14 protein-coding genes are annotated in these 22,540 nt (G+C 74.2%); 7 read left to right on the top strand and 7 right to left on the bottom strand.

Annotated features, from left to right (window positions below; genetic code table 11):
* Positions 1 to 18 precede the first annotated feature (18 nt).
* Positions 19 to 402, top strand: coding sequence for a helix-turn-helix domain-containing protein (locus ACWDAS_RS22030; RefSeq protein ID WP_450393384.1), 384 nt, complete (start codon positions 19 to 21; stop codon positions 400 to 402).
* Positions 403 to 562: 160 nt separating this feature from the next.
* Positions 563 to 1,033 (top strand): Dps family protein, encoded by a 471-nt coding sequence (locus ACWDAS_RS22025; protein WP_450393381.1) that lies wholly within the window; start codon positions 563 to 565, stop codon positions 1,031 to 1,033.
* Between the two features lie 579 nt (positions 1,034 to 1,612).
* Here ACWDAS_RS22025 and ACWDAS_RS22020 read toward each other — a convergent pair.
* Genes ACWDAS_RS22020 through ACWDAS_RS22010 form a run of 3 tightly spaced genes read right to left on the bottom strand, consistent with a single transcriptional unit; the run spans position 1,613 to position 7,983 of the window.
* Positions 1,613 to 2,410: an SDR family NAD(P)-dependent oxidoreductase gene (locus tag ACWDAS_RS22020; protein ID WP_450393379.1), complete on the bottom strand. Its 798-nt coding sequence runs from the start codon at positions 2,408 to 2,410 to the stop codon at positions 1,613 to 1,615.
* Positions 2,411 to 2,442: 32 nt separating this feature from the next.
* Positions 2,443 to 3,258 carry a DNA-formamidopyrimidine glycosylase family protein gene (locus ACWDAS_RS22015; RefSeq protein WP_450393376.1) on the bottom strand — a complete coding sequence of 272 codons (816 nt, stop codon included), beginning with the start codon at positions 3,256 to 3,258 and terminating at the stop codon, positions 2,443 to 2,445.
* 18 nt (positions 3,259 to 3,276) lie between these two features.
* Entirely contained in the window at positions 3,277 to 7,983 is a 4,707-nt protein-coding gene (locus ACWDAS_RS22010) for an ATP-dependent helicase (protein ID WP_450393373.1), read from the bottom strand.
* Positions 7,984 to 8,496: 513 nt separating this feature from the next.
* Between ACWDAS_RS22010 and ACWDAS_RS22005 the strand changes: the two genes are divergently transcribed.
* The gene (locus ACWDAS_RS22005) at positions 8,497 to 9,717 is read left to right on the top strand and encodes a PucR family transcriptional regulator (protein WP_450393371.1); all 1,221 of its coding nucleotides are present in this window, start codon (positions 8,497 to 8,499) and stop codon (positions 9,715 to 9,717) included.
* 6 nt (positions 9,718 to 9,723) lie between these two features.
* On the opposite strand, the gene ACWDAS_RS22000 is transcribed toward ACWDAS_RS22005, so the two are convergent.
* Entirely contained in the window at positions 9,724 to 10,626 is a 903-nt protein-coding gene (locus tag ACWDAS_RS22000) for a hypothetical protein (protein WP_450393368.1), read from the bottom strand.
* A gap of 165 nt (positions 10,627 to 10,791) precedes the next feature.
* Between ACWDAS_RS22000 and ACWDAS_RS21995 the strand changes: the two genes are divergently transcribed.
* On the top strand, positions 10,792 to 11,967 hold the full coding sequence (locus ACWDAS_RS21995; RefSeq protein ID WP_450393365.1) for a hypothetical protein: 1,176 nt from the start codon (positions 10,792 to 10,794) through the stop codon (positions 11,965 to 11,967).
* 102 nt (positions 11,968 to 12,069) lie between these two features.
* On the top strand, positions 12,070 to 14,514 hold the full coding sequence (locus ACWDAS_RS21990; RefSeq protein ID WP_450393363.1) for a SpoIIE family protein phosphatase: 2,445 nt from the start codon (positions 12,070 to 12,072) through the stop codon (positions 14,512 to 14,514).
* Positions 14,515 to 14,553: 39 nt separating this feature from the next.
* Here ACWDAS_RS21990 and ACWDAS_RS21985 read toward each other — a convergent pair whose 3' ends face one another.
* Positions 14,554 to 16,620 (bottom strand): SpoIIE family protein phosphatase, encoded by a 2,067-nt coding sequence (locus ACWDAS_RS21985; RefSeq protein WP_450393436.1) that lies wholly within the window; start codon positions 16,618 to 16,620, stop codon positions 14,554 to 14,556.
* 289 nt (positions 16,621 to 16,909) lie between these two features.
* Here ACWDAS_RS21985 and ACWDAS_RS21980 point away from each other — a divergent pair, with 289 nt between their 5' ends.
* The gene (locus ACWDAS_RS21980) at positions 16,910 to 17,869 is read left to right on the top strand and encodes a polyphosphate kinase 2 family protein (protein ID WP_450393361.1); all 960 of its coding nucleotides are present in this window, start codon (positions 16,910 to 16,912) and stop codon (positions 17,867 to 17,869) included.
* Positions 17,870 to 17,918: 49 nt separating this feature from the next.
* The gene (locus ACWDAS_RS21975) at positions 17,919 to 20,708 is read left to right on the top strand and encodes a cation-translocating P-type ATPase (protein ID WP_450393433.1); all 2,790 of its coding nucleotides are present in this window, start codon (positions 17,919 to 17,921) and stop codon (positions 20,706 to 20,708) included.
* Here ACWDAS_RS21975 and ACWDAS_RS21970 read toward each other — a convergent pair.
* Both ACWDAS_RS21970 and ACWDAS_RS21965 read right to left on the bottom strand, forming a co-directional pair.
* On the bottom strand, positions 20,669 to 21,769 hold the full coding sequence (locus ACWDAS_RS21970; protein WP_450393358.1) for a sensor histidine kinase: 1,101 nt from the start codon (positions 21,767 to 21,769) through the stop codon (positions 20,669 to 20,671). The genes ACWDAS_RS21975 and ACWDAS_RS21970 overlap by 40 nt on opposite strands.
* Positions 21,766 to 22,431: a response regulator gene (locus ACWDAS_RS21965; RefSeq protein ID WP_450393355.1), complete on the bottom strand. Its 666-nt coding sequence runs from the start codon at positions 22,429 to 22,431 to the stop codon at positions 21,766 to 21,768. Before ACWDAS_RS21965 ends, ACWDAS_RS21970 begins: the two co-directional genes overlap by 4 nt.
* Between the last annotated feature and the right edge of the window lie 109 nt (positions 22,432 to 22,540).

Genomic DNA, 22,540 nt, shown 5'->3' with positions numbered 1-22,540 from the left:
CCGAGGAGGGAGCCACCGATGATTCTGCTCCGTCGCCTGCTCGGTGACGTGCTGCGTCGGCAGCGCCAGCGTCAGGGCCGCACCCTGCGTGAGGTCTCCTCATCCGCCCGGGTCTCCCTGGGCTATCTGTCGGAGGTCGAACGAGGGCAGAAGGAGGCTTCCTCCGAACTGCTCTCCGCGATCTGTGACGCCTTGGACGTCCCGATGTCCGAGGTGATGCGGGAGGTCAGCGACGATCTGGCGCTTGCCGAGCTCGCCGAGTCGGCTGCTGTCGAGTCGGCAGCCGCGCCTATGCGGCCGCTGCTGGGCGCGGTTCCGTCCGTACCGTCCGGTGCGGACGAGCGAGTCACCATCAAGGCGCCGAAGGCGCCCACCGAGGCCGTGGACGTCGTCGCGGCCTGAGCGACACAAGCAGTTCCGAACCGTGGCCCCGGCCGGTGCACAACCGGCCGGGGCCACGGCGTGTCCGCGTTTGCCCTCCTGATCCGGGGAAGGCGCTCCTGAGGCGGGACCGCCGTGGCGGTCGTCCGCCGACGCGAGGCGATTCCCGAGGAGGATCAGCATGGCCGTCGTGAAGAGCACGCTGCCCGAGGCCGGCCGCAAGACCGTCGGCGAGGCCCTGCAGCACACCCTGACCGACCTCATCGACCTGTCGCTGGTCGCCAAGCAGGTGCACTGGAATGTGGTCGGGCCGCGTTTCCGATCGGTCCACCTGCAGCTCGACGACGTGGTCACGACGGCGCGGACGTACGCCGACACCGTGGCGGAACGGGCGGCGGCCGTCGGGGTGACACCGGACGGGCGCGCGGGGACGGTGTCCAAGGGCAGCCGGATCGACGAGGCGCCGGACGGCTGGATCAAGGACGAGAAGGTGGTCGCGCTCATGATCGCGGCGCTCGACGCCGTGATCAGGCAGGTGCGCCAGGGCATCGAGGCGACGGAGAAGGCCGATCCGGTCAGCCAGGACGTGCTGATCGGCCTCGCCGCCGACCTCGAGAAGCACCGCTGGATGTTCCAGGCCGAGAACGTGTAGGGCGAGTGGGGCGCGCCGGTCACGCGGGCGGGCCCCGGTCGCGACCGGTCGACCCCGATCGTCACCGGTCGTCCGCAGTCGCCCTCGGTGGCCCTCGGTCCAGCGATTGTCGCAGGTAGTAGCCGTATGCGTCCGCCATCCGGGTGAACGTTGTGCGGGGTGGGGCGGCAAAGGTCTAGAGATCTTGCCGGAAGGGGATCGCACCTCTGTACGGGGAAAGCCCGGGATTGGGTCCCTGGTGATTCCCGCCGCAACCTCGGGGCTCCGAAGGAGGCGGTCATGTCTGTTCTCCGCCTGTTTCACGAGCTGTGGGCCCGGCGGCCGGTCCGCTGGGCGATCGCTTTCGTCGCGGGTGTGGTGTGGTGGTGGGCCCTGTTGCGGCTCGTCGTCCAGCCCGCCCAGGCAGGCTCGTTCGAGGGCCTGGTCGTGGCCGGCGGCTGGGGGCTCAGCATCGTCCCCCTGCACACGGCGAGGTGGTCACGGGGATCATCATCCGCCGCTCCGGCGGCTGTCCGCGAGGTTGACGCCCCCGCGCCCGAAGAGCTGACGGGAAGAGTGCCGGGACCGCGCAGCCGGTCACTACCAGGGCATGACGACGCCCCCGTTGGGGCGGAGGATCTGGCCGGTCGTGAAGGCTGAGGCGTCGGAGGCCAGGAAGAGCACGGTGTGCGCCACGTCCTGAGGGTCGCCCACACGACCCAGGGGCGCGGCGCGCACCAGCGCCTCCTCGGCGCGCGCTTGGGCCCGCTCGTCGAAGAGGCCGTCGGGGCCGGTGCCGTAGTGGCTCGTCATCGGTGTGCGGACGAAGCCGGGCGCCACGGCATTGGCCCGTATCCCGTGCGGCCCCAGCTCGGTGGCCAGGGTCCGGGTCAGCTGGACGACCGCGGCCTTGGAGACGCTGTAGCAGAGCAGCCCCCGGGCGCCGGTGTCGATGGCGCCGGAGGCCATGGTGACGATGCTGCCGGCGCCGCGCTCGGTCATCGGGCGGGCGGCTTCGCGGGCGCAGTGCAGCACGCCCTTGAAGTTGACCGAGAGCACGCGGTCCAGGTCGTCGTCCTCGGTGTCCACGACGGTGCTCGAGTGCATGACCCCCGCGATCGCGGCCAGGATGTCCAGCCGCCCGTGGGCCGCCACGGTGGCGGCGACGGCCGCGGCCACCTGTTTGCGGTCGGTGACGTCCACCTGGCGTGCCTCCGCGGCGCCGCCGGCCTTCACGGCCAGTTCGGCGGTGTGCCGGGCGCCGGGCCCGTCCAGGTCCGCGCAGACGACGGTGGCCCCGGCCTGGGCGAGCAGGAGGGCCGAGGCCCGGCCGATGCCGCTCGCGGCACCGGTGACCAGGGCGGTGCGCCCGGTGAGGTCGTACGCCGGTACGGTCATGCGGCGACGGTACGACCGTATCTGACGATCCGTCAATTGTTCTGCGGCCGCTGCCCCGGCGCGGGGCCGCGCTGGCACTGCGGGCACCAGTACGTCACCCGGGTCCCGCCGGGCGGCCCCAGCTCGGCGACGCGTACGGTCGCTCCGCAGCGCAGGCAGCCGTGGCGGTCGCGGCCGTAGACCCAGTGCGTCCGGCCGCGCCGGGTGTCGCCGGTGGTGATGTGCCCGTGCCGCGTCTTGTTGGCCTGCAGCAGCCTCCTGGCGAGCGCGACGACGCGTTCGGGTTCGGGGACCTCGCCGACCGGCGTCCAGGGCGTGACGCCGCGCAGGAAGCACAACTCGCACTTGTAGACGTTGCCGATGCCCGCGAGATTGCGCTGGTCCAGCAGCGCCTCCCCGACCGGCCGGGCCGGGTCGGCGGTCAGCCGGCGCACCGCCTCGGCCGGATCCCAGTCAGGGCCGAGCAGATCGGGGCCGAGATGGCCGACCGCCTTGTCCTCCTCGGCGGTGCGCAGCAGCTCCAGCACCGGCAGCCGGTATCCGACCGCGACCCGCTCGGCGTTGGCGAGCACCGCCCGGACCTGGTGGTCGGGGCCGCCGCGCCAGCGCTCACCGGGCGCGTACAACTGCCAGGAACCGTCCATGCGCAGGTGCGAGTGGAGGGTCAGCCCGCCCTCGATCCGGGTCAGCAGATGCTTGCCGCGGGCCACGACCTCCTCCACACGACGGCCCGAGAGATCGGCCGTCGCCAGTCGCGGCACCCGCAGGTCCGCGCGGAGCAGGACGTGCCCCGCGAGCGCCCAGTGCAGCCGGTGCGCGGCCAGCCAGATCGTGTCGCCCTCGGGCACGGATCCCTCTGTTCCTGTTCAGGCCCGCAGCCGCAGGCCGCGGGGGGTGGCGTGGAAACCGGCCGCCTCCAGGGCGCGGCCGAGGACCGAGGTGAGGGCGGACTCGCCGTTCGTGCGCTCCACGGTGAGCCGGCCGAGCGCCCCGTCCCGTACCGCCAGGGCGAGCGCGTCGGCGGCCGCCTGCAGCCGCTCCTCACCCTGGCCGCCGTCCTGGTCGCCGCCGTCCGCCCCGGAGGCGCCCGGCCAGGCCAGCAGCGTCTTGCCGCCGCGCTCCACGTACAGCGTCAGCTCGCCGTCGACGAGGACGACCAGAGCCCCGGCCTTGCGCCCCGGCCGGTGGGTCACCCCGGCGGGCTGCTCCGGCCACGGCAGGGCGGCGCCGTAGGCGTTGGCCGGGTCGGCGGCGGCCAGCACCACGGTGCGGGCCTTGTCGTGCCGGGCCTCCCCGCGATCCCGCGCGTTGCTGATCGCCCGCAGGCGGTCCACGGCGCCGTCCATCGCGAACTGTGCCGCGCCCAGCCCCTCCACGACGTAGCCGCGGCGCGCCTGGCCGGTCTCCTCGAAGGCCGACAGCACGCGGTACGCCGCCGAGAAGCCGCCCTCCACGCCCTCGGCGGCCACCGCGCCCCGGGTGACCACGCCGTGCCGGTCCAGCAGCGTGTGGGTGAGGGCGTGCGCCCGGTGCGTCGCGTCGGCCTCCGCGGCCGGGACGAGTGACCAGCGGCCCGCGGTCGTCGGCGGGCCGCCCCGTGAGGCCGTGGCGCGCGGCACGGGCCGGCCGGTGCGGGCCGTGAAGGCGCCGTAACGGCCGCGGGGGACCGCGCGCGGCGCCCTGTGCGCGGTGGAGCCCGCCGTACGGCCGGAGCCGAGCAGGGCGCGCAGCGGGGAGAGCGTGTCATTGGTCAGCCGCCCTGACCAGGCCAGCTCCCAGATCACATCCGCCAGCTCCGGATCGGACACCTCGTGCCCGGCCGCCCGGACCTGCTCCGAGATCTGCCGGAAGAACAGGCCGTAGCCGCCCGAGAGCCCGTCCAGGACGGCACGGTGCAGCGGCGAGAGCTCCAGCGGCTGCGGCTGCGGCAGCAGCAGGGGCGCGGTGTCGGCGAGATACAGCGACACCCAGCCGTCCTTGCCCTGGAGGGCGCCGGCACCGGCCCACAGGATCTCGCCCGCGGAGGTCAGCTCGTCCAGCATCGCCGGGGTGTAGTCCGCCACGCGGGCGGGCAGGACGAGCTTCTCCAGGGCCGAGGCGGGCACCGCGGCACCCTGGAGCTGCTCCACGGCCCGCACCAGGCCGTCGAGGCCGCGCAGGCCGTGCGTGCCCACGTGCTGCCACTGCGGCAGGAAGGTGGCCAGGGTGGCCGGCGGGACGGGCTCCAGCTCATGCCGCAGCGCCGCCAGCGAGCGGCGGCGCAACCGGCGCAGCACCCCGGCGTCGCACCACTCGTGGCCCGCGCCGCCCGGCCGGAACTCGCCCTGTACGACGCGGCCGGACGCGGCGAGCCGGTGCAGCGTGCCGTCGGCGACGGCGGTGCCCAGCCCGAAGCGCTGCGCCGCCTCGGCCGAGGTGAACGGGCCGTGGGTGCGGGCGTAGCGGGCCAGCAGATCGGCCAGCGGATCCTTGACCGGCTCGGTGAAGGCCTCCGGAACGCCGACCGGCAGCGCGGTGCCCAGCGCGTCCCTCAGGCGTCCGGCGTCCTCCACGGCCGCCCAGCGGTCCACGCCCGCGATGCGGACCTTGATCGCCCGGCGCGCCGCCTCCAGCCCGGCCGCCCAGCCCGGGCCCGCGCCGCGGGCGGCCAGCTCCGCCTCGTCCAGCGGGCCCAGCAGCCGCAGAACGTCGGCGACCCCCTCGGGGTCCTTGATCCGGCGTTCCTCGGTCAGCCACTGGAGCTCGCGTTCCAGCTCCACCATCACGTCGGCGTCGAGCAGCTCGCGCAGCTCGGCCTGGCCCAGGAGCTCCGCCAGGAGCCGGGAGTCCAGCGAGAGCGCCGCGGCCCGCCGCTCGGCCAGCGGCGAGTCGCCCTCGTAGAGGAACTGCGCCACATAGCCGAAGAGGAGCGACTTGGCGAAGGGCGACGGCTCGGGCGTGTTGACCTCGACCAGCCGCACCCTGCGCGACTCGATGTCCCCCATGAGCTCGACCAGCCCGGGGACGTCGAAGACGTCCTGCAGGCACTCGCGGACGGCCTCCAGCACGATCGGGAACGAGCCGAACTCCGAGGCCACCTGGAGCAGCTGCGAGGCCCGCTGGCGCTGCTGCCACAGCGGCGTGCGCTTGCCGGGATCACGGCGGGGCAGCAGCAGGGCCCGGGCAGCGCACTCCCGGAACCGGGACGCGAACAGGGCGGAACCGCCGACCTGGTCGGTGACCAGCTGCTCGACCTCGCCCTTGTCGAAGGCGACGTCCGCGGCGCCGACGGGGGACTGGTCGGCGTCGAACTCGCTGCCCTGCCGCGCCGGATCCACATCGAGCAGGTCCAGGCCCATCAGGTCCGCGTCCGGCAGGCGCAGCACGATGCCGTCGTCGGCGTGCATCACCTGCGCGTCGAAGCCGTACCGCTCCCCGAGCCGGGCGCCCAGGGCGAGCGCCCACGGGGCGTGCACCTGGGCGCCGAAGGGGGAGTGGACGACCACCCGCCAGTCGCCCAGCTCGTCCCGGAAGCGCTCGACCACGATGGTGCGGTCGTCGGGCACATGTCCGCAGGCCCTGCGCTGCTCGTCCAGGTAGGCCAGCACATTGTCGACGGCCCACGGATCCAGGCCGGCCGCGGACAGCCGCGCCCGTCCCTTCACCGGGTCCAGAGCGCCGACCTCGCGCAGGAACGCGCCGAGCGCGCGGCCCAGCTCGAGCGGGCGGCCGAGCTGGTCGCCCTTCCAGAACGGCAGCCGTCCGGGCGCCCCCGGGGCGGGGGAGACCAGCACCCGGTCACGGGTGATGTCCTCGATCCGCCACGAGGTCGTGCCCAGGGTGAAGACATCGCCCACCCGGGACTCGTAGACCATCTCCTCGTCCAGCTCGCCGACCCGGCCACCGCCCTTCTTCGGGTCGGCGCCGGCCAGGAACACCCCGAACAGGCCGCGGTCGGGGATCGTGCCCCCCGAGGTCACCGCCAGCCGCTGGGCGCCCGGCCGGCCGGTCACCGTGTTGGCGACCCGGTCCCACACCACGCGCGGCCGCAGCTCGGCGAAGGCGTCCGACGGATAGCGACCGGCGAGCATGTCCAGCACGGCGGTGAACGCCGAGTGCGGCAGCGCCGCGAAGGGCGCGGCCCGGCGCACCAGCGCCAGCAGGTCGTCGACGTCCCATGTGTCCAGCGCCGTCATCGCGACCAACTGCTGCGCGAGCACGTCCAGCGGGTTGGCCGGGACGCGCAGCGCCTCGATCGCGCCTTCCCGCATCCGCTCGGTGACGACGGCCGACTGGACCAGATCGCCGCGGTACTTGGGGAAGACCACACCCGTGGAGACCGCCCCCACCTGGTGCCCGGCCCGGCCCACGCGCTGCAGGCCGGACGCCACCGAGGGCGGCGACTCCACCTGGACGACCAGATCCACCGCGCCCATGTCGATGCCCAGCTCAAGGCTGGACGTGGCGACCACGGCCGGCAGCCGCCCCGCCTTGAGATCCTCCTCGACCAGCGCGCGCTGCTCCTTGGAGACCGAGCCGTGGTGGGCCCTCGCCAGCAGCGGCGGCGCCCCCTGCGCCGCGCCGGACTGCGCCATGATCTCCGCGGGCGGCGCGCCCTCGGGCAGGGGCTCGCCCACGGCCCGCTCGTACGCGATCTCGTTGAGCCGGTTGCACAGCCGCTCGGCCAGGCGGCGCGAGTTGGCGAAGACGATCGTGGAGCGGTGGTCCTGCACCAGGTCCGCGATGCGCTCCTCGACGTGCGGCCAGATCGAGGGTCGCGGGTCGTCGGTCTCCGACGCGGGCGAGCCGCCGAGCTCGCCCAGATCCTCGACCGGGACGACCACCGACAGCTCGAACTCCTTCTGGGACGGGGGCTGGACGACCGTCGCCTTCCGCTGCGGCGACAGGAAGCGCGCCACCTCGTCCACCGGGCGGACCGTCGCGGACAGCCCGATGCGGCGCGCGGGGCGCTCCAGCAGCTCGTCCAGCCGCTCCAGCGACAGGGCGAGGTGCGCCCCGCGCTTCGTCCCGGCGACGGCGTGCACCTCGTCGAGGATCACGGTCTCGACGCCGCGCAGCGACTCCCGGGTCGAGGAGGTCAGCATCAGGAAGAGCGACTCGGGGGTCGTGATCAGGATGTCCGGCGGCCGCGTCGCGAGGGCCCGGCGCTCCGCGGCCGGGGTGTCGCCCGAGCGGATGCCCACCCGCACCTCCGGCTCCGGCAGCCCGAGCCGTACGGACTCGTGCCGCAGGCCCGTCAGCGGGCTGCGCAGATTGCGCTCCACGTCGACGGCGAGGGCCTTCAGCGGCGACACGTACAGCACGCGGCAGCGGCGCTTGGCCTCGGCGGGCGGCGGAGTGGCCGCCAGCCGGTCCAGCGCGGCCAGGAACGCCGCGAGGGTCTTCCCGGAGCCCGTCGGGGCCACCACGAGGACGTCGGAGCCCCCGGCGATCGCCCGCCACGCCCCCGCCTGCGCGGCGGTGGGCGCGGTGAAGGCCCCCGTGAACCACGCGCGCGTGGCGGGGGCGAACGCGTCGAGGGCCCCCGCCGGATCCTGCTCCTGCGGGGTGCCCCGAGTGCTCCGTCGCGACATGCCATCCATCCTGCCTCGCCCCACTGACAAACAGCCCCGGTCGTGCGGTGGGAGCCCCGGGACGGTGGGTGCGGTGACGGCGCGGGTGGGCCTGCGGCACGTGCGCTGCGCCCCCGCGTGCGTCCGCGGGGCCGCCCCTCACCCTGCGGCGGGGGTGTTGCGGATGTGGGGCCGTCGGCCACCGGCCCCGGTGGGGCGGCCCTCGTGCCGCCTCCGGGGGTGCGGGGCGGTGCGGGCAGGGGAGTCGGGCGGGCCCGACGTGGGTGGTCGCCCGCATCGGGGCCGGTCGCCGTGCGGTGTGCGGTCACGGCGTGCGGCGCCGGTCAGGGGTGGCGCGTGGCGCCGCTCGCGAGGTGTCCGCTGCCGCACGGACTGCTGCCGTGGGTCTGCCTGCGCGCCCCCTTCCTGGTGGTCGTCGCGGTGGCCGTGGTGGTGACCCACTGCTGCGGGCCGTCACCGGGCGACGGGTTAGTGTGATCCGTCACCACCGATGCGGAAGTGAGGGGTGGGACGATGGCGGCCGACTCTCTGCCGGTCCTCTCCGACGCGGCCCGCGCTCTCGCGGCGCGCTGCGAGCCGAGGGTCAACGAGATCGCCCGCTCCATGGCGACCAGCGCCTTCGCCGACCTCCCCGGTTACGCGGAGCTCCCCGCCGCCACCAAGGACGGGGAGCTCGCGGCCACCGCGCGCCACGGCCTGCGCCTGTTTTTGCGCCGGGTCGTCCACGGCGGCCCCGCCGAACGTCCGGACCGGGGAGACTTCGACCGCTTCAGGGAACGCGCCGCCCAACGCGCCGAGGAGGGACTGCCGCTCCCCCTGGTGCTGCGCAGCCACCTGCGCGGCACCGCGGTGCTGTGGCGGGCGCTGCGCGAGGTGACGCGCCCGGGCGAGGAGGCCGCGCTCGCCGAACTCGCCGACGTCCTCATCGGCATCCAGGAGGGCATCGTCGGCGCCGTATCCGAGACGTACCTGGACGAGCAGAGCACGCTCGCCGCCGAACGCCGCGAGGAGCGCCGCTCCCTGGTGCGGGCGCTGCTGGACGGCTCCCTTCCGGCCGAGCGGTTCCCCGCCGCACGGCTGGGCCTCGCGGACGGCGTCCTCGTACTCGCCCTCCACATCCCGTCCGAGGACGCGCCGGGCCGCCCCGCCGCGCTCGCGCACCGCAGGCCGCGCCGTGCCCAGGCCGCGCTCGACCGCGCCTTCGGCACCGACGTGCCCGCACTGCTCGACGACACCGGGGGCCACGCCGTCGTACCGGGCCGGCCGGGGCCGCCGCTCGACGACGACGGGCTGCTCACCCTCCTGCGCCGCGCGTGCTCGGCGGACGTACGGCTGGCAGCCGTGGCCGCCGCGGGCCCCGAGGACATCCCCGGCGCGGCCCGCACGGCGTCGGAGGTCCTGCGGGTGGCCCGCGCCTGCGGGCTGCCGCCGGGGCTGCACCGGCTCGACGACGTGCTGCTGGAGTACCACCTGTCACGGCGCGACGAGAGCAGCGACCGCATAGCGGCGCTGCTCGATCCGATCGCCGGCCGCAACGACCTGGTCGAGACACTGCGGACCTATCTCGGCAGCCGCCAGGAACGCCGGAGCACCGCACGGCAGTTGGGCCTGCACCCCAACACCGTCGACAACCGCCTCGCCCGGATCACCGAGCTCACCGGACTCGACCTCGCCGCGCCGCACGGCACGGCCCTGGCGCTGGCCGCCCTGCTGCTGCGCGACGGCGCCCGGTGAGCCGCCTCAGGCCAGCCGCCCGTACGCCCGCAGGGTGAGCAGCGCGTCGATGGTGACCAGCGGCCGCCACTCCAGCAGCGTCCCGGGCGCCCATGCGGGCCTTCGGGCCGGCCAGCCGCCGTCCTCCTGCTGCCCGTCCTCCAGGAAGTCCAGCGCGCGCTCCATCTCCGTGTCCGTGAACCACTCCCGCGCCGGGGAGTCCGGCGTGCGCGCGTAGTCGTACGCGAAACGGTGGTCACCCGGCGCGGAGCCGGAAGGTGGCGCGGTCTCCGGGTGCCGGCCGGGGTCCAGCACGACGAGCCGCTGCTCGCGCACGATCCGCCCCAGCCGCGCGGCCGCCTCGCGGGCCCGTACCCGGTCGGGCGCGTGGTCCAGGAACGCCATCGCGGCCACGACCTCGTGGGGGGTGGTCTTGTCGAGCGTCTCGATCACCGTCCAGCAGAAGTCCGTGGCCCGGAACAGCCAGGCGTGCCACACCTCGTTGCGGTGCAAGGTGCCCACCACGGGCCCGGTGGCCAGCAGGTCGCCGGGCGGGTCGTCCACCGGCGGCAGCCAGGGCGCGGCCGGGTAGCCGCGCAGCGAGGGGTGCAGCGCGGGCAGCGCGCCCTCCGGGGTCGACACGGCCGTCACGTAGCGGCAGATCCGCTCGGCGCGCTGGCCGCCGCACCTGCCGATCTCGTCGAGCACGCGCAGCGCGTGGGCCGCGTGCAGCGGCTGGCTGACCGGGCCGCGCAGGTCGGGCTCGAGTGCGTGGCCGAAACCGTCGTCGTCGTTGCGGTAGGCGGACAGTGCGGTCTCCACCGCGTCCGCCGGGCCGTTCCGGAAGTGGTACGCGAACCTGCGCTGCTCGAGCACGCGTGCGGTGAGCCACACGAAATGCTCGGCGCGTTCTAGCGGGGTTGCTGGCATGTGCGCACAGTAGGCCTCCGTGAGCACTCTGCACACGGAAGTGCTCAGGGAGCACCCTGCCGTGCGACCACGCGCCCCCAGTACGGGTCACGCCGCACCGGGAGTTGACGGCCGCAGCGCACCCTGGACTTAATGTGCCGGGAAACTCGGGGGAGGGGAGTCGCGGTGGACGATCCACTTCTGTGGCGGGCGGGTTCCGCGGAACTGGCCGACTGGCTCGACGGTGTGCAGCGGCAGCTGCTCGGGGACACGGTCGCCGGGTACGAGGTGTGGAGCGGGCCGGTCTTCCCGGACTACGGGAGCGTGATCCACCAGGCGGGCGACACCGCCGCACTGGCCCGGTTCCTCACCGCCCGGGGCGTCGGCGTCCTGCGGGCCACCACGCACCGCGGGCCGCGGCAGGGGGACACCTCGATCGAGCTGCGCGTCGAGGGCCGTACCGGCGCCGACGCCCTTCGCGTCGTGCCGTCCCGCGAGCGCGCGGGCAGGGTGCGGCTCACCGCCCCGGTCGGCGATCCGGCCGCCCTCGCCGACTGGCTGCGGCAGTTGTCGCCGCTGTTCCCCGTTGCCGTCCCGCTCCGCGCCGCCTCCGACGAGCCCCTGCCCGAGCCTCTCGCCGTCACCCTGTACCACCGCGCCGGTGACATCCTGCTCGGCCTGGAGGCGCTGGACGAGCGGCCGCCCGGCGCCGGGCCGATCCCGGCCTCCAGCCGTCTGCTGGTGACGACGCGGCCGGACACCCTCGCCACGGAGACGGGTCTCCTCCCGCACGCCGCCGTCCTGGAGCGCAGACCGGTCACGACGGCCGGCGAACTGGCGCGCTGGCTCGCCGAACTGGACGTCGCGTGGCGGGAGCGGCCGGCGTTCTCCGCGCTCACCGGCCGCGCCGCCAGGGCCGGCCTGCCGTACCGCAACACCAGCGCCCAGGTGTGGCGGATCGAGCACGGGACGCCGTCCCTGATGGTCGGCCGCCCCTTCGGCCCCGAGGTGACGGCCTCGGGACCACCCGAACGGCTCGCGGAGTGGGCCCGGCCGCTGCTCGACACCGTCGTCCACGAGCGGGCAGCGGCGCCCTCGCGCCGCGCTCTGGCGAAATGGCTGCGCGGCGTGGAGGAGTCGGTCCTCGCCGCTCCCGCCCTGTGGACCGTCACCGCCTCCGGTGCCCCGTCCGGCGCCCTGCCCGGGGCCCCCGTCACCAGCGCCGAGCTGGCCGTCCTCCTGTCCGGCGCCCAGGACGGCCGCGTCCCCGGCGTGGACCGGCTCTCCCCCGGCGAGGTCTCCCTGCGGGGCGCGGGAACCGCCCACGGCCCGGTCTCCGTCACCGGCCGCCCCGCGCGCTGAGGGGCCGGCGGCCCGGCCCCGCCCACCTGGGCCCGGTGACGATGCGCCCGCGGGCTCCCGGGGGTTTGAATGGGAGGGGGAACCACGACATCGGACGACCGGGTGACTACACACACCGATCTGGACAACCTCGGCCCGCCGTACGACGGCAGCGGAGCCCTGTTCGTCGTCGACGGGCACGGCGACGTCCTCATGTGCACCGGATCGGTGCGGGAGCTGACCGGCCGGTCGCCCGAGTCGGTCTGCGGGCGGCCGGTGGCGGAGCTGCTGACGGCCCCGGGCACGTGGTCCCGCTTCGTCCTCGCCGCCGGAGCCCGCGGCGCGGAAGGCGACGCCGAGCTGCGGCACGGCGACGGCAGGCCGGTCCCGGTGCGGCTGCGGGTGCACGCGATGACCGCGGGCGGACGGACCGGAGGGGGCCTGGTCGTGAGCGCCACCGCCGTGCCGGTGGCCGAACGCCGCAGGGAGGACGAGGCGTTGGTCAGGGCGCTCTTCCAGCAGCGGCACGTGGGACTGGCGATCCACGACCTGGCGCTGGCGACCACCCGCCTCAACCTCGTCCCCGGCTCCCTCGAACGGCCCCCGGAGGCCGGGGTCCGCGGGGACCCGCGGCACCTGGGCCTGGAGGACGTGCTGCTCCCCGGGGACGCGGCGGCGCTCCGGGAGCGGCTGGTTCGTGTGGCCGAGACCGGGGAACCGCTGGTCGACTGGGTGCACAGCGCCCGGCGCCAGGAGGCACCGGACGTCGAACGGGTGGCCTCCTTCTCCGCGTTCCGGCTGCACGGCGCGAACGACCGCCCGGTCGGGGTCGCCGTCGTCTTCACCGACGTCACCCAGGAGTACGCGGCCCGCGAGCGCATGGAACTGCTGCACGCCGCCGCGGAACGCATCGGCCGGAGCCTGGACGTTCCCAGGGTCGCCCAGGAACTCGTGGACGTCCTCGTCTCCCACGGATTCGCCGACCTGGCGGCCGTGGACCTGACCCACAGCGTCATGATCGGGCAGGAGCCCGGCGAGTTCCGGCTCGGCGCGCCCTTCCGCAGGGTCGCGGTGGCCTCCTCCGACGGCTCGTGGCCACCGGAGATCATCCCCCGGGGCGCCGGCTTCCGCCTGCGCAGCCTGGAGAGCGACCAGCTGCGCCGGGGCACGGCGATCTTCAGGGCGGACCTGACCTCCTGGCGGGAGGGCCTGTCGGGTGACCCCGAACGCAGCCGGCTGCTGCTGCCCGACAGCGCCGCGTCCTTCCTGACCGTGCCGCTGATCGCCCGCGGCCTGGTGCTCGGCGCCCTGGTGATGTGGCGTACCGCCGCCGTCCCGCCCTTCGGCACCGGGGACGCCGGACTCGCCGAGGAGATCGCCTCCCGGGCCGCCCTGGGCCTGGACAACGCCCGCCGCTACACGCGCGAACACCGCGCCGTCGAGGCCCTCCAGCGCAGCCTGCTCCCCCCGTCGGTCACCGAGACCAGTGCGGTGCTGACCGCGGGCAGCTACGTCCCGGCCGGCGCGAGCGAGGCGGTCGGCGGCGCCTGGTTCGACGTGATCCCGCTGTCGTCCACCCGGCTCGCGCTGGTCAGCGGGGACGTCACCGGGCACGGCCTGAGCGCGGCGGCCACCATGGGCAGGCTGCGCACGGCGGTGCAGACCCTGGCCGACCTCGACCTCCCGCCCGGCGAGCTCCTGGCCCACCTGGACGATGTCGTGGTCAGGCTCGGCGGCGTCGCGCCGGTGCACGGCTACGAGGAGGAGGGCGCCTCGCGCACCGGCGCGATCGGGGCCACCTGTCTCTACTGCGTCTACGACCCCGTCGAGGGCCGCTGCGAGATGGCGAGTGCCGGGCACCCCCCGCCGGTGTACGCCGCGCCGGGCGCCCCCGCGGAGCCGATCGGCCTCAAGCCCGGTCCGGCGCTGGGCGTGGACAGCCTGCCGTTCGAGCCGGTCGGCTTCGACGTCCCCCCGGGCAGCGTGCTGGCGTTCTTCAACGCGTCGCTCATCTCCCACCCCGGGGGCTCCGAGGGGGAGCGGATGGACCGGCTGCGCGCGGTGCTCGCCGCCGACATCGCCGGGACGCGCTCACCGACCCAGACCGGCCGCGCGATCCTCGGCGAGCTGCTCGCGGAGCCCCCCGCCGACGACGTGACGCTGCTGGTGGCCCGTATGCGGCAGCTGCCGCCCGGCTCCGTCGCCACCTGGGAGTTCCCCGCCGATCCCGCCGTCGTCGCCCGGGCCAGGACGGCGGTGGAGAGCCAGCTGGAGCTGTGGGACCTCAAGCACCTGGTGTTCACCACCGAGCTCATCACCAGCGAGCTGGTCACCAACGCGATCCGCTACGGCGGTGCCCCGGTCGGTCTGCGCCTGATCCGCGACGAGACCCTGATCTGCGAGGTGTCCGACCCCAGCCAGACCCAGCCCAGGCTGCGCCGCGCCCGGCTCTCCGACGAGGGCGGCCGCGGGCTCTTCCTCGTCGCCCAGCTCTCCAGCCGCTGGGGCAGCCGCTACACCGCGGGCGGCAAGACGATCTGGGCGGAGCAGCCGCTGGCGGAGGCGTGACCCCGCGACCGCGGACCGGCCGGGCCCCGGAAGCGCCGGTCAGCCGGACGTCGTCGCCGGCAGCGCCTGCTCGGTCCAGATCGTCTTGCCGTCCTCCGCGTAGCGCGTGCCCCACATGTCGGCGAGCTGGGCGATGATGAACAGCCCGCGGCCGCCCTCGTCCACGGTGCGCGCGTGCAGCAGGTGCGGGGCGGCGGGGCTGGTGTCACGGACCTCGCAGGTCAGCATCCGGTCGTGGATGAGACGCAGCCGCAGCGGAGGGCTCCCGTACCGGATGGCGTTGGTGACCAGCTCGCTGACGATCAGCTCGGCGTTGAAGGCCGTGTCCTCGTCCGCCCGCCACACGGCGAGCTGGTCGCGGACGAGGGCCCGCGCGGTGGCGACCGCCGTGAGGTCGTCCCCGAGCGGCCAGGCGGCGACCCGGTCCAGCGGGAAGGGGCGCGTGCGCGCCAGCAGGAGCATGGGTACGCCCTGGCCGACGCCGACCGGAAGCGTGTACATGATCTCGTCGCACAGGTCCTGGAGCGGACGGCCGTTCCCCGGCGGGCCGCCCTTGAGCGGGGTGGAGCCGCCCGCCAGGTGCAGGCTCAGGACGGGCGAGCTGGTGAAGGCCAGCACACTGCCGTCCGGGATCTCGAGTTCGGCGGCGGCGAAGGGCGTCCCCCCGGCGGTGCCCAGCCGCGGTCCGTCCGGGATGTCCGGTATCTGGGCGCCGCCGTCCGGCCGTACGACCACCGGCGCGAGGTGACCGGCCCGGGCCACCGTGCATCTGCGGGTCAGCGGGTCGTACACGGCGTAGACGCAGGCGGCGGTGAGCGCCTCGCGGTGCAGCGGGTCCATGGGCGGCAGCGAGGCGCGCTCGGACGCGAGGTGCGTCGCGATGTCGTTGAGCCGTGCCAGCAGCTCGTCGGGCCCGAGGTCGAACGCGCTCAGCGAGCGGATGACGGTGCGCAACTGGCCCATGCCGGCGGTGGCGTGGATGCCCTGCCCGGCGACGTCCCCGACGACCAGCGCGGTACGGGCGCTGGACAGGGGAATGGTGTCGTACCAGGACCCCGCTGCGCTCTCCCGCACCGTCGACAGATACGCGGTCTCCAGCGCGGTGTGCGAGACGGGACGGCGGGGCAGCAGCTGCCGCTGCACCGTCGCGGCGATGCTGTGCTCACGGGTGTAGCGGCGGGCATTGTCGATGCACAGGGCGGTGTGGTCGGCCAGCTGGAGCGCGATCTCGACGTCGTCCTCGGTGTACGGCTCGACCTGCCCGGCGCGGTAGAGGCTGATCAGCCCGATCACCGTTCCGCGCAGCGACAGCGGCACCGTCAGCAGCGAGTGCGCCCCCGAGGCGCGGATCGCCTCGGCTCGGGCGGGGTCGGTGGCCAGCCAGGGCAGCCCGGGGTGGAGCCGCAGGATCCGGGGCCGCAGGTCCGACAGCGCCTGGGTGTAGGGCGTCGGGTCGGGCAGGCTCCGCACGTCCCCCACCGGGTACGCCTGGGGCTGCCGCGGGCCGGCGCTGCTGCGGAACGCGGCCCGCCGCAGCGGGGTCCCCCGCGGCAGCGGCGACAGCGGCGGATCGTCGCCGCGGACCACGTCGTCGACGACCTCCACGACGACGATGTCGGCGAATTCCGGCACCAGGGCGTCGACGAGTTCCTCGCAGGTCACCACCACGTCCAGGGTCCGGCCCACACGGTCGCGCACCGTGTTCAGGACGTGCAGGCGGGCGCGTGCCTTCTCCCGCTCGGTCACGTCGACCACGGCCAGTGCGACGCCGAGGACCGTCCCCGTCTGGTCCTCGAGACGGAACGCGGAGACCGAGTAGGAGTGCTCCCTGCCCGCCTCGGTCATCGAGTACGTCCGCACGACGTCCTCGATCAGGGGGACACCGGTATCCAGCACCCCGCGCACTCGGGCCTCCACGTCGTCGGGCGAGACGACGGGATAGGCGTCGCGGAAATGGCGACCGAGGAGGTCCTCCGCCCGCAGCCCGCGCAGGGCCGGGGTGCCCATGTTGACGCGGACGACGCGCAGCTCCGGGTCGAGCAGGTGCAGGCCGACCGGGGACTGGGTGAACAGGGCGTGCAGCATCGCCGCCTCCGCGTCACCCATGGGAGCGAGCGGGCTGCCGTGCGCCACAGAAACCACCTCCGTCGGCGCATACGCGGTGGGATCCCGGACCGACGCCGCTTGCGGTCGTCCTCCCAGGTTTAGTGCGAACCGGCCGACCTGGCGACCCGGGCGGCCCGGATGCCTGATGCCGCACGCGCCGGGGCCCGGACGAGGGTGCCGCCGAGGGGCCTCGCCGCCCGTTCAGGCGAACGGACCCGGTCCGTTTGACGCACCCCCGGGGGCGACGGAACGTGGCGGATATCCCCGCTCGAGGAAAGGCCGGTCGGCGATGGCGGACACCAGAGCCAAGCGCATAGCGAAGTTCATCGAGCCGCTGCGCGTGAAGCCGGGGAGCAAGGTGAACCTGGCCAGGGACTTCGACCCGGGCTACAAGGGCAGCCTGAAGAAGGCGGAAGGCGTCGAACTGCTGCGCACGGGCGTCTCGCTGCTGGCCGAGTACCAGGCACGGCTTGCCGCCCAGGACACCTACGGGGTACTGCTCTGCCTCCAGGCACTCGACGCCGGAGGCAAGGACGGCACGATCCGTCACGTGATGAGCGGGGTCAACCCGCAAGGGGTGAAGGTCAGCAGCTTCAAGGTGCCCTCCACCGAGGAACTCGACCACGACTACCTCTGGCGCTACGCCCGACGGCTGCCCGCGCGCGGCGACATCGCGATCTTCAACCGCTCCCACTACGAGGAGGTCCTCGTCGTGCGGGTGCACCCCGAGGTCCTGGAGCGGCAGCGGCTGCCGGGGCACCCGCGGGGCGCGGGTATCTGGGAGCGCCGCTACCGGGAGATCAACGACTGGGAGCGCTATCTCACCGACAACGGTTTCAAGGTCGTCAAGGTCTTCCTCAACCTCTCCAAGGAGGAGCAGCGCGCCCGCTTCCTGAAGCGGATCGACCTGCCCGAGAAGAACTGGAAGTTCTCCGCCGCCGACGTCCGGGAGCGCCGCCGCTGGGAGGACTACCAGGAGGCCTTCTCCGAGATGCTGTCGGCCACCAGCACGCACTGGGCCCCCTGGTACGTCGTCCCGGCGGACCGGAAGTGGTTCGCGCGGATCTGCGCCGCGGCGGTGCTCGCCCACACTCTGATGGAGATCGACCCCCAGTACCCCACGGTCAGCGAGCAGGACCGGCGCGAACTGCTGGTCGCCCGCCAGGAGTTGCTGAAGGAGGCGCCCGAAGGGGCGCCGGCCGACCCGTACACGGCTCGGCAGCGGGCGAAGGACGCGCGGCGCCCCTGATCCGGGGCCCGGCGGACCGGAGCGCAGCGACCGGATCGGAGGCATGACGATGACGGTGCAGCCCACCCCGGAGGGGCGGCGGCCCGCGTCCCCGGCAGGCTGGTACGCGCGGTCCCCGCAGGACGTCGTCACCGCGCTCGGCGTGGACCCCGCCGTGGGCCTGCCCTCGGAACGGGTGACGCAACTGCTGGCCGCGCACGGGCCGAACGCGCTGCCCGAGGAGAAGCCGCCGCCGGCCTGGCGGCGCTTCCTCGACCAGTACCGCAGCTATATGCAGATCATCCTGGTGGCCGCGGCCGTCGTCTCGTTCCTGATCGCCCAGTGGAGCACCGGCATCCTCCTCGTCCTGCTGACCCTGCTGAACGCGGTCGTCGGGCTGCGCCAGGAGGGGAAGGCCGAGAGCGCGATGAACGCGCTGAAGTCGATGATGAAGGCGACCGCACGGGTGCGCCGCGACGGCACCGAGTCGGAGATCCCGGCCGAGCGGATCGTGGTGGGCGACATCGTGCTCATCGCGGCCGGCGACCAGGTCCCGGCCGACGGACGGATCATCCGGGCCAGTGCCCTGCAGATCGACGAGTCCGCGCTGACCGGGGAGAGCGTCCCCGCCGCCAAGGACGCCGGCACCCTGCCGGACGGCGCGGGCCCCCCGGGGCCCGGGGACCAGACCAACATGGCGTTCATGAACACCCCCGTCACGCACGGGAGCGGAGTCCTGGTCATCACCGGCACCGGCGCCGACACGGAGCTGGGCAAGATCTCCGGGATGCTGTCGGCCACCGCCAAGGAGCAGTCGCCGCTCACGAAGGAGCTGGACAACCTCACTCTGTGGATCGCCGCGGCGGCGGGCCTGACGATGGTCGTGATGTTCGCCCTGGGCCGCGCCCGCGGCCAGGAGTGGGACGCGCTGTTCGTCAGCGCGGTGTCCCTGGCCATCGCGGCCATCCCCGAGGCGCTGCCCACGGTGACCCAGGTGATCCTCTCGGTCGGCAGCCTCAACCTCGCCAGGCGCAACGCGATCGTGAAGGAGCTGCCGTCGGTCGAGACCCTCGGCTTCACGTCGGCCATCAACTCCGACAAGACCGGCACCCTGACGATGAACCAGATGACCGCCGTGGAGGTGATCAGCCCCACCGACCGGTACACCGTCTCCGGCATCGGCTACGGCCTGGAGGGCGGGATCCACCACGCCGCGGGCTCCTCCGCGAACGTCGAGGACGCGATCCTGCCGTACGTCGTGGCCAGCGACGCCAAGCTGGTGGACGGCAAGGTCGTCGGCGACCCCACCGAGGGCGCGCTCCTCGTCCTCGGCCACAAGGCCGGGCTGGACATCGAGGCCACCCGGGAGCTGCTCCCGCGCCTGGCCACCCTGCCGTTCGACCCCGACTACAAGCTGATGGCCACCTTCAACTCGGCCACCGACGCCTCGGGCCGGCCGGTCGTGCGGTGCTTCGTCAAGGGTGCGGCACCGGCCGTGATGTCCCGGGCCACGACCGCGCTGTCGGCCGGTACGAGCATCCCCTGGGACGCCGGACTGAACCGGCGCGCCCAGGAGGCCACCGAGCGGATGGGCGGCGAGGGCCGGCGTGTCATGGCAGCCGCCACCCGCGACCTCGACCCCGCCGGCTTCGACCCCTCGGGCGACCTCCTCGCCCTCGTCACCGACCTGCGGATGACCAGCCTCGTCGGCATGATCGACCCGCCCCGCGACGAGTCCCGGGACGCCGTGGCGAACGCCCAGGCCGCCCACATCCGGGTCCGCATGGTCACCGGGGACGACGTCACCACGGGCGCCGCCATCGCCAGGCAGCTCGGCATCCCCGGCGAGGCCGTGCTCGGCGCGGACTTCGCCGCGCTGCCGGAGGAGGAGCGGCTGGCCCGCATCGACGGCATCGGCGTGGTCGGGCGGGTCGCCCCCGAGCACAAGGTCCTGCTCGCGGACACGCTGAAGAAGAAGGGCGACGTGGTGGCCATGACCGGCGACGGTGTCAACGACGCCCCCGCCATCAAGGCCGCCGACATCGGCATCGCCATGGGCAGCGGCACCGACGTCGCGAAGAACGCCGGCCGCATGATCCTGTCCGACGACAACTTCGCCACGATCATCCACGCCGTGGAGGAGGGCCGGAAGCTCTACGACAACCTCACCAAGTACATCCGCTTCGTCCTCCTGCTGCTGGTCACCTTCGTGCTGACCTTCCTCGGCGCCACCCTGTTCAACATCGCCGCCGGTGAGCCCTTCACCCCGGCCCAGGTCCTGTGGGTGCACTTCATCGTCAACGCGCCCTTCGGCTTCGCCCTGGGCTTCGACCAGGAGAGTCCCGGCCTCATGCGCCGCACGCCGCGCCCCCGCGGGGAGTCCGTGCTGACCAGGCCCGTCCTGATCACCGTGGGGCTGAGCGGACTGGTGATCACCGTGATCCTGCTCGCCCTGATCAAGGTGGGGGAGAGCCACTTCCACAGCGCCGCCGTCGGCAACTCGATGGCCTTCACCGCCTTCGCCCTCTGCCTGGTCGTGGCGGCGTTCGAGTGCCGCAGCGAGACCGGGTCGGTCCTCACGACCACCACATTCGACAGCAAGCAGATGAACTGGGCGGCAGTGGCCGAGTTCGCCCTCGCCGTCCTGGTGACCCAGACGGACGGCTTCCGGCGGGTCCTCGGTACCACCGAGATCAACCTGCGGCAGTTCGGCTGGGCCCTGTTGTCCGCCGTCGTCCTGCTCCTGCTGTGGGAGCTGGGCAAGCTCCTGGCGCGCCGGGCGCGCGCGGCGGCAGTTCGGCGCGGCCGGACGGCGCCGCTTCAGGTGCCCGCGGCCGGCAGCTCCAGCCTGAGTTCGTAGCCCCCGTCGGCGGTCGGACCGGAGGTGACGGTGCCGCCGAGGAGGGCGGCGCGCTGCCGGAGGCCGACCAGGCCGTAGTGCGCGCTGGGGAGGGGGAGCGCGGGCCGCGTGGGGGCGGTGTTGGTGACCGTGACGCGGACGGTGCCGTCCTGGTGGCGGATGCGGACCCGCGCGGTGGCGCCGGGGGCGTGCTTGCGCACATTGGTCAGCGCCTCCTGGACGGTGCGGTAGACCGCGCGCTGCACCGTCGGCGGCAGCCCGTCGGGCAGGTCGGGCTGCAGCTCGGCGTCGATACCGCTGCCGCTGACCAGCCGCTCCAGGTCGGCGAGGGAAGGCTGCGGGGTCAGTTCCGTCGGGCGGCCCCCGGCGGCGCGCAGCACGCTGACCATGTGCCGCAGTTCGTCGAGGGTCTGCACGCTCAGCCGGCGGATCGTGGCGGCGGCCTCCTTGACCTCGGCGTCCTCCGTGCCGACCTGCAGCGCCCCGGCGCGCACCGCGATCAGGCTGACCTGGTGCGAGACCACGTCGTGCATCTCCCGGGCGAGCTGGGCGCGTTCCTTGGCCAGGACGGTCTGCGCGGTGAGCAGCCGCTCGTGGTCGCGGGCCTCGGAGATCTCGGTGAGCCGCAGGGACAGGTCCCGCCGGGCCTGGACGAGCTGGCCGAGGAAGACCGGGGCGGCCGCCGTGGCGGCGGTGTAGCCCAGGGTGATCAGGGTCGAGGGCTCGGACAGGTCGAACTTCGGCGCGGGCCACGGCGCCATGTCGGCGATGGTGAAGGCCAGCGCGCAGACCGCCAGCAGGAGCCGGCGGCGGGTCAGCGAGGCGAGGGTGTACAGCGCGGCCAGGGTGGCGAAGGCCGCGTCCGAGACGAGGACGGCGGGCAGCGCGAGCAGGAAGGTGACGAACGGCAGACGCCGGCGCAGCATCAGCGCGACGGCGCCGCCGAGGGCGCAGCCGAGGCGCACCGAGTCGTCGGGATCGACGTTGACCCAGATGTCGAACAGCGCGACCGCGACGACGATGAGGTCCACCACCAGAGGCGGCGGACGGCGGAACCTCATCCTCCCTCCCCGTCCGGCGGCTCCTTGAGCAGGCCCGCGCGCTCGGCGAGCAGGGCGGCCTGCACACGACTGCCCACCTGAAGCTTGGTGAGGATGGCGCTCACATGGTCCTTGACCGTGCCGGTGCCCAGGTGTATCCGCGCGGCGATGTCCGCGTTGGACAGCCCTTCGGCGACGAGGAGCAGCACGGTGCGCTCGCGGTCGGTCAGCCGGGCGACACCGCGGATGGCCGTGTCCTGCGGGCCGGAGCCCAGGTACCCGTCCACGACCGTCCGGGTGACCTTGGACGACAGCACTGCGCCGCCGTCGGCCAGGGTCCGCACCAGGAAGGGCAGTTCCTCCGGGTCGGTGTCCTTCAGCAGGAAACCGGCGGCGCCCGAGCGCAGCGCCGTGGCCACGTACTCGTCCATGTCGAAGGTCGTCAGCATCGCCACCACCGGTGGGTGCGGCAGCCGCCGGAGCCCGGCCAGGACCGCGAGGCCGTCCACGTCGGGCATCCGGATGTCCAGCAGCACGACGTCGGGCTGGACGTCCTGCGCCGTACGGATCGCCTGGCCGCCGGCCACCGCCGCCACGACCTCGATGTCGTCCGCCGCGTCGAGGATGCGCTGGAAGCCCGTACGGATCAGGGCCTCGTCGTCGACCACCAATACCCGGATCACGTGTGCTCCACTCGCCACCGGACCACTGTCCGATTCCTACCATGCCGCGGGCCGTCCGGCAGGGACCCGAACCGCGTCCGGCCAGGTGACGGGGGTGCGCCGGTCAGGC

The organism is Streptomyces sp. NPDC001070 (assembly GCF_053598835.1).
This window is presented reverse-complemented; position numbering and strand designations above follow the sequence as displayed.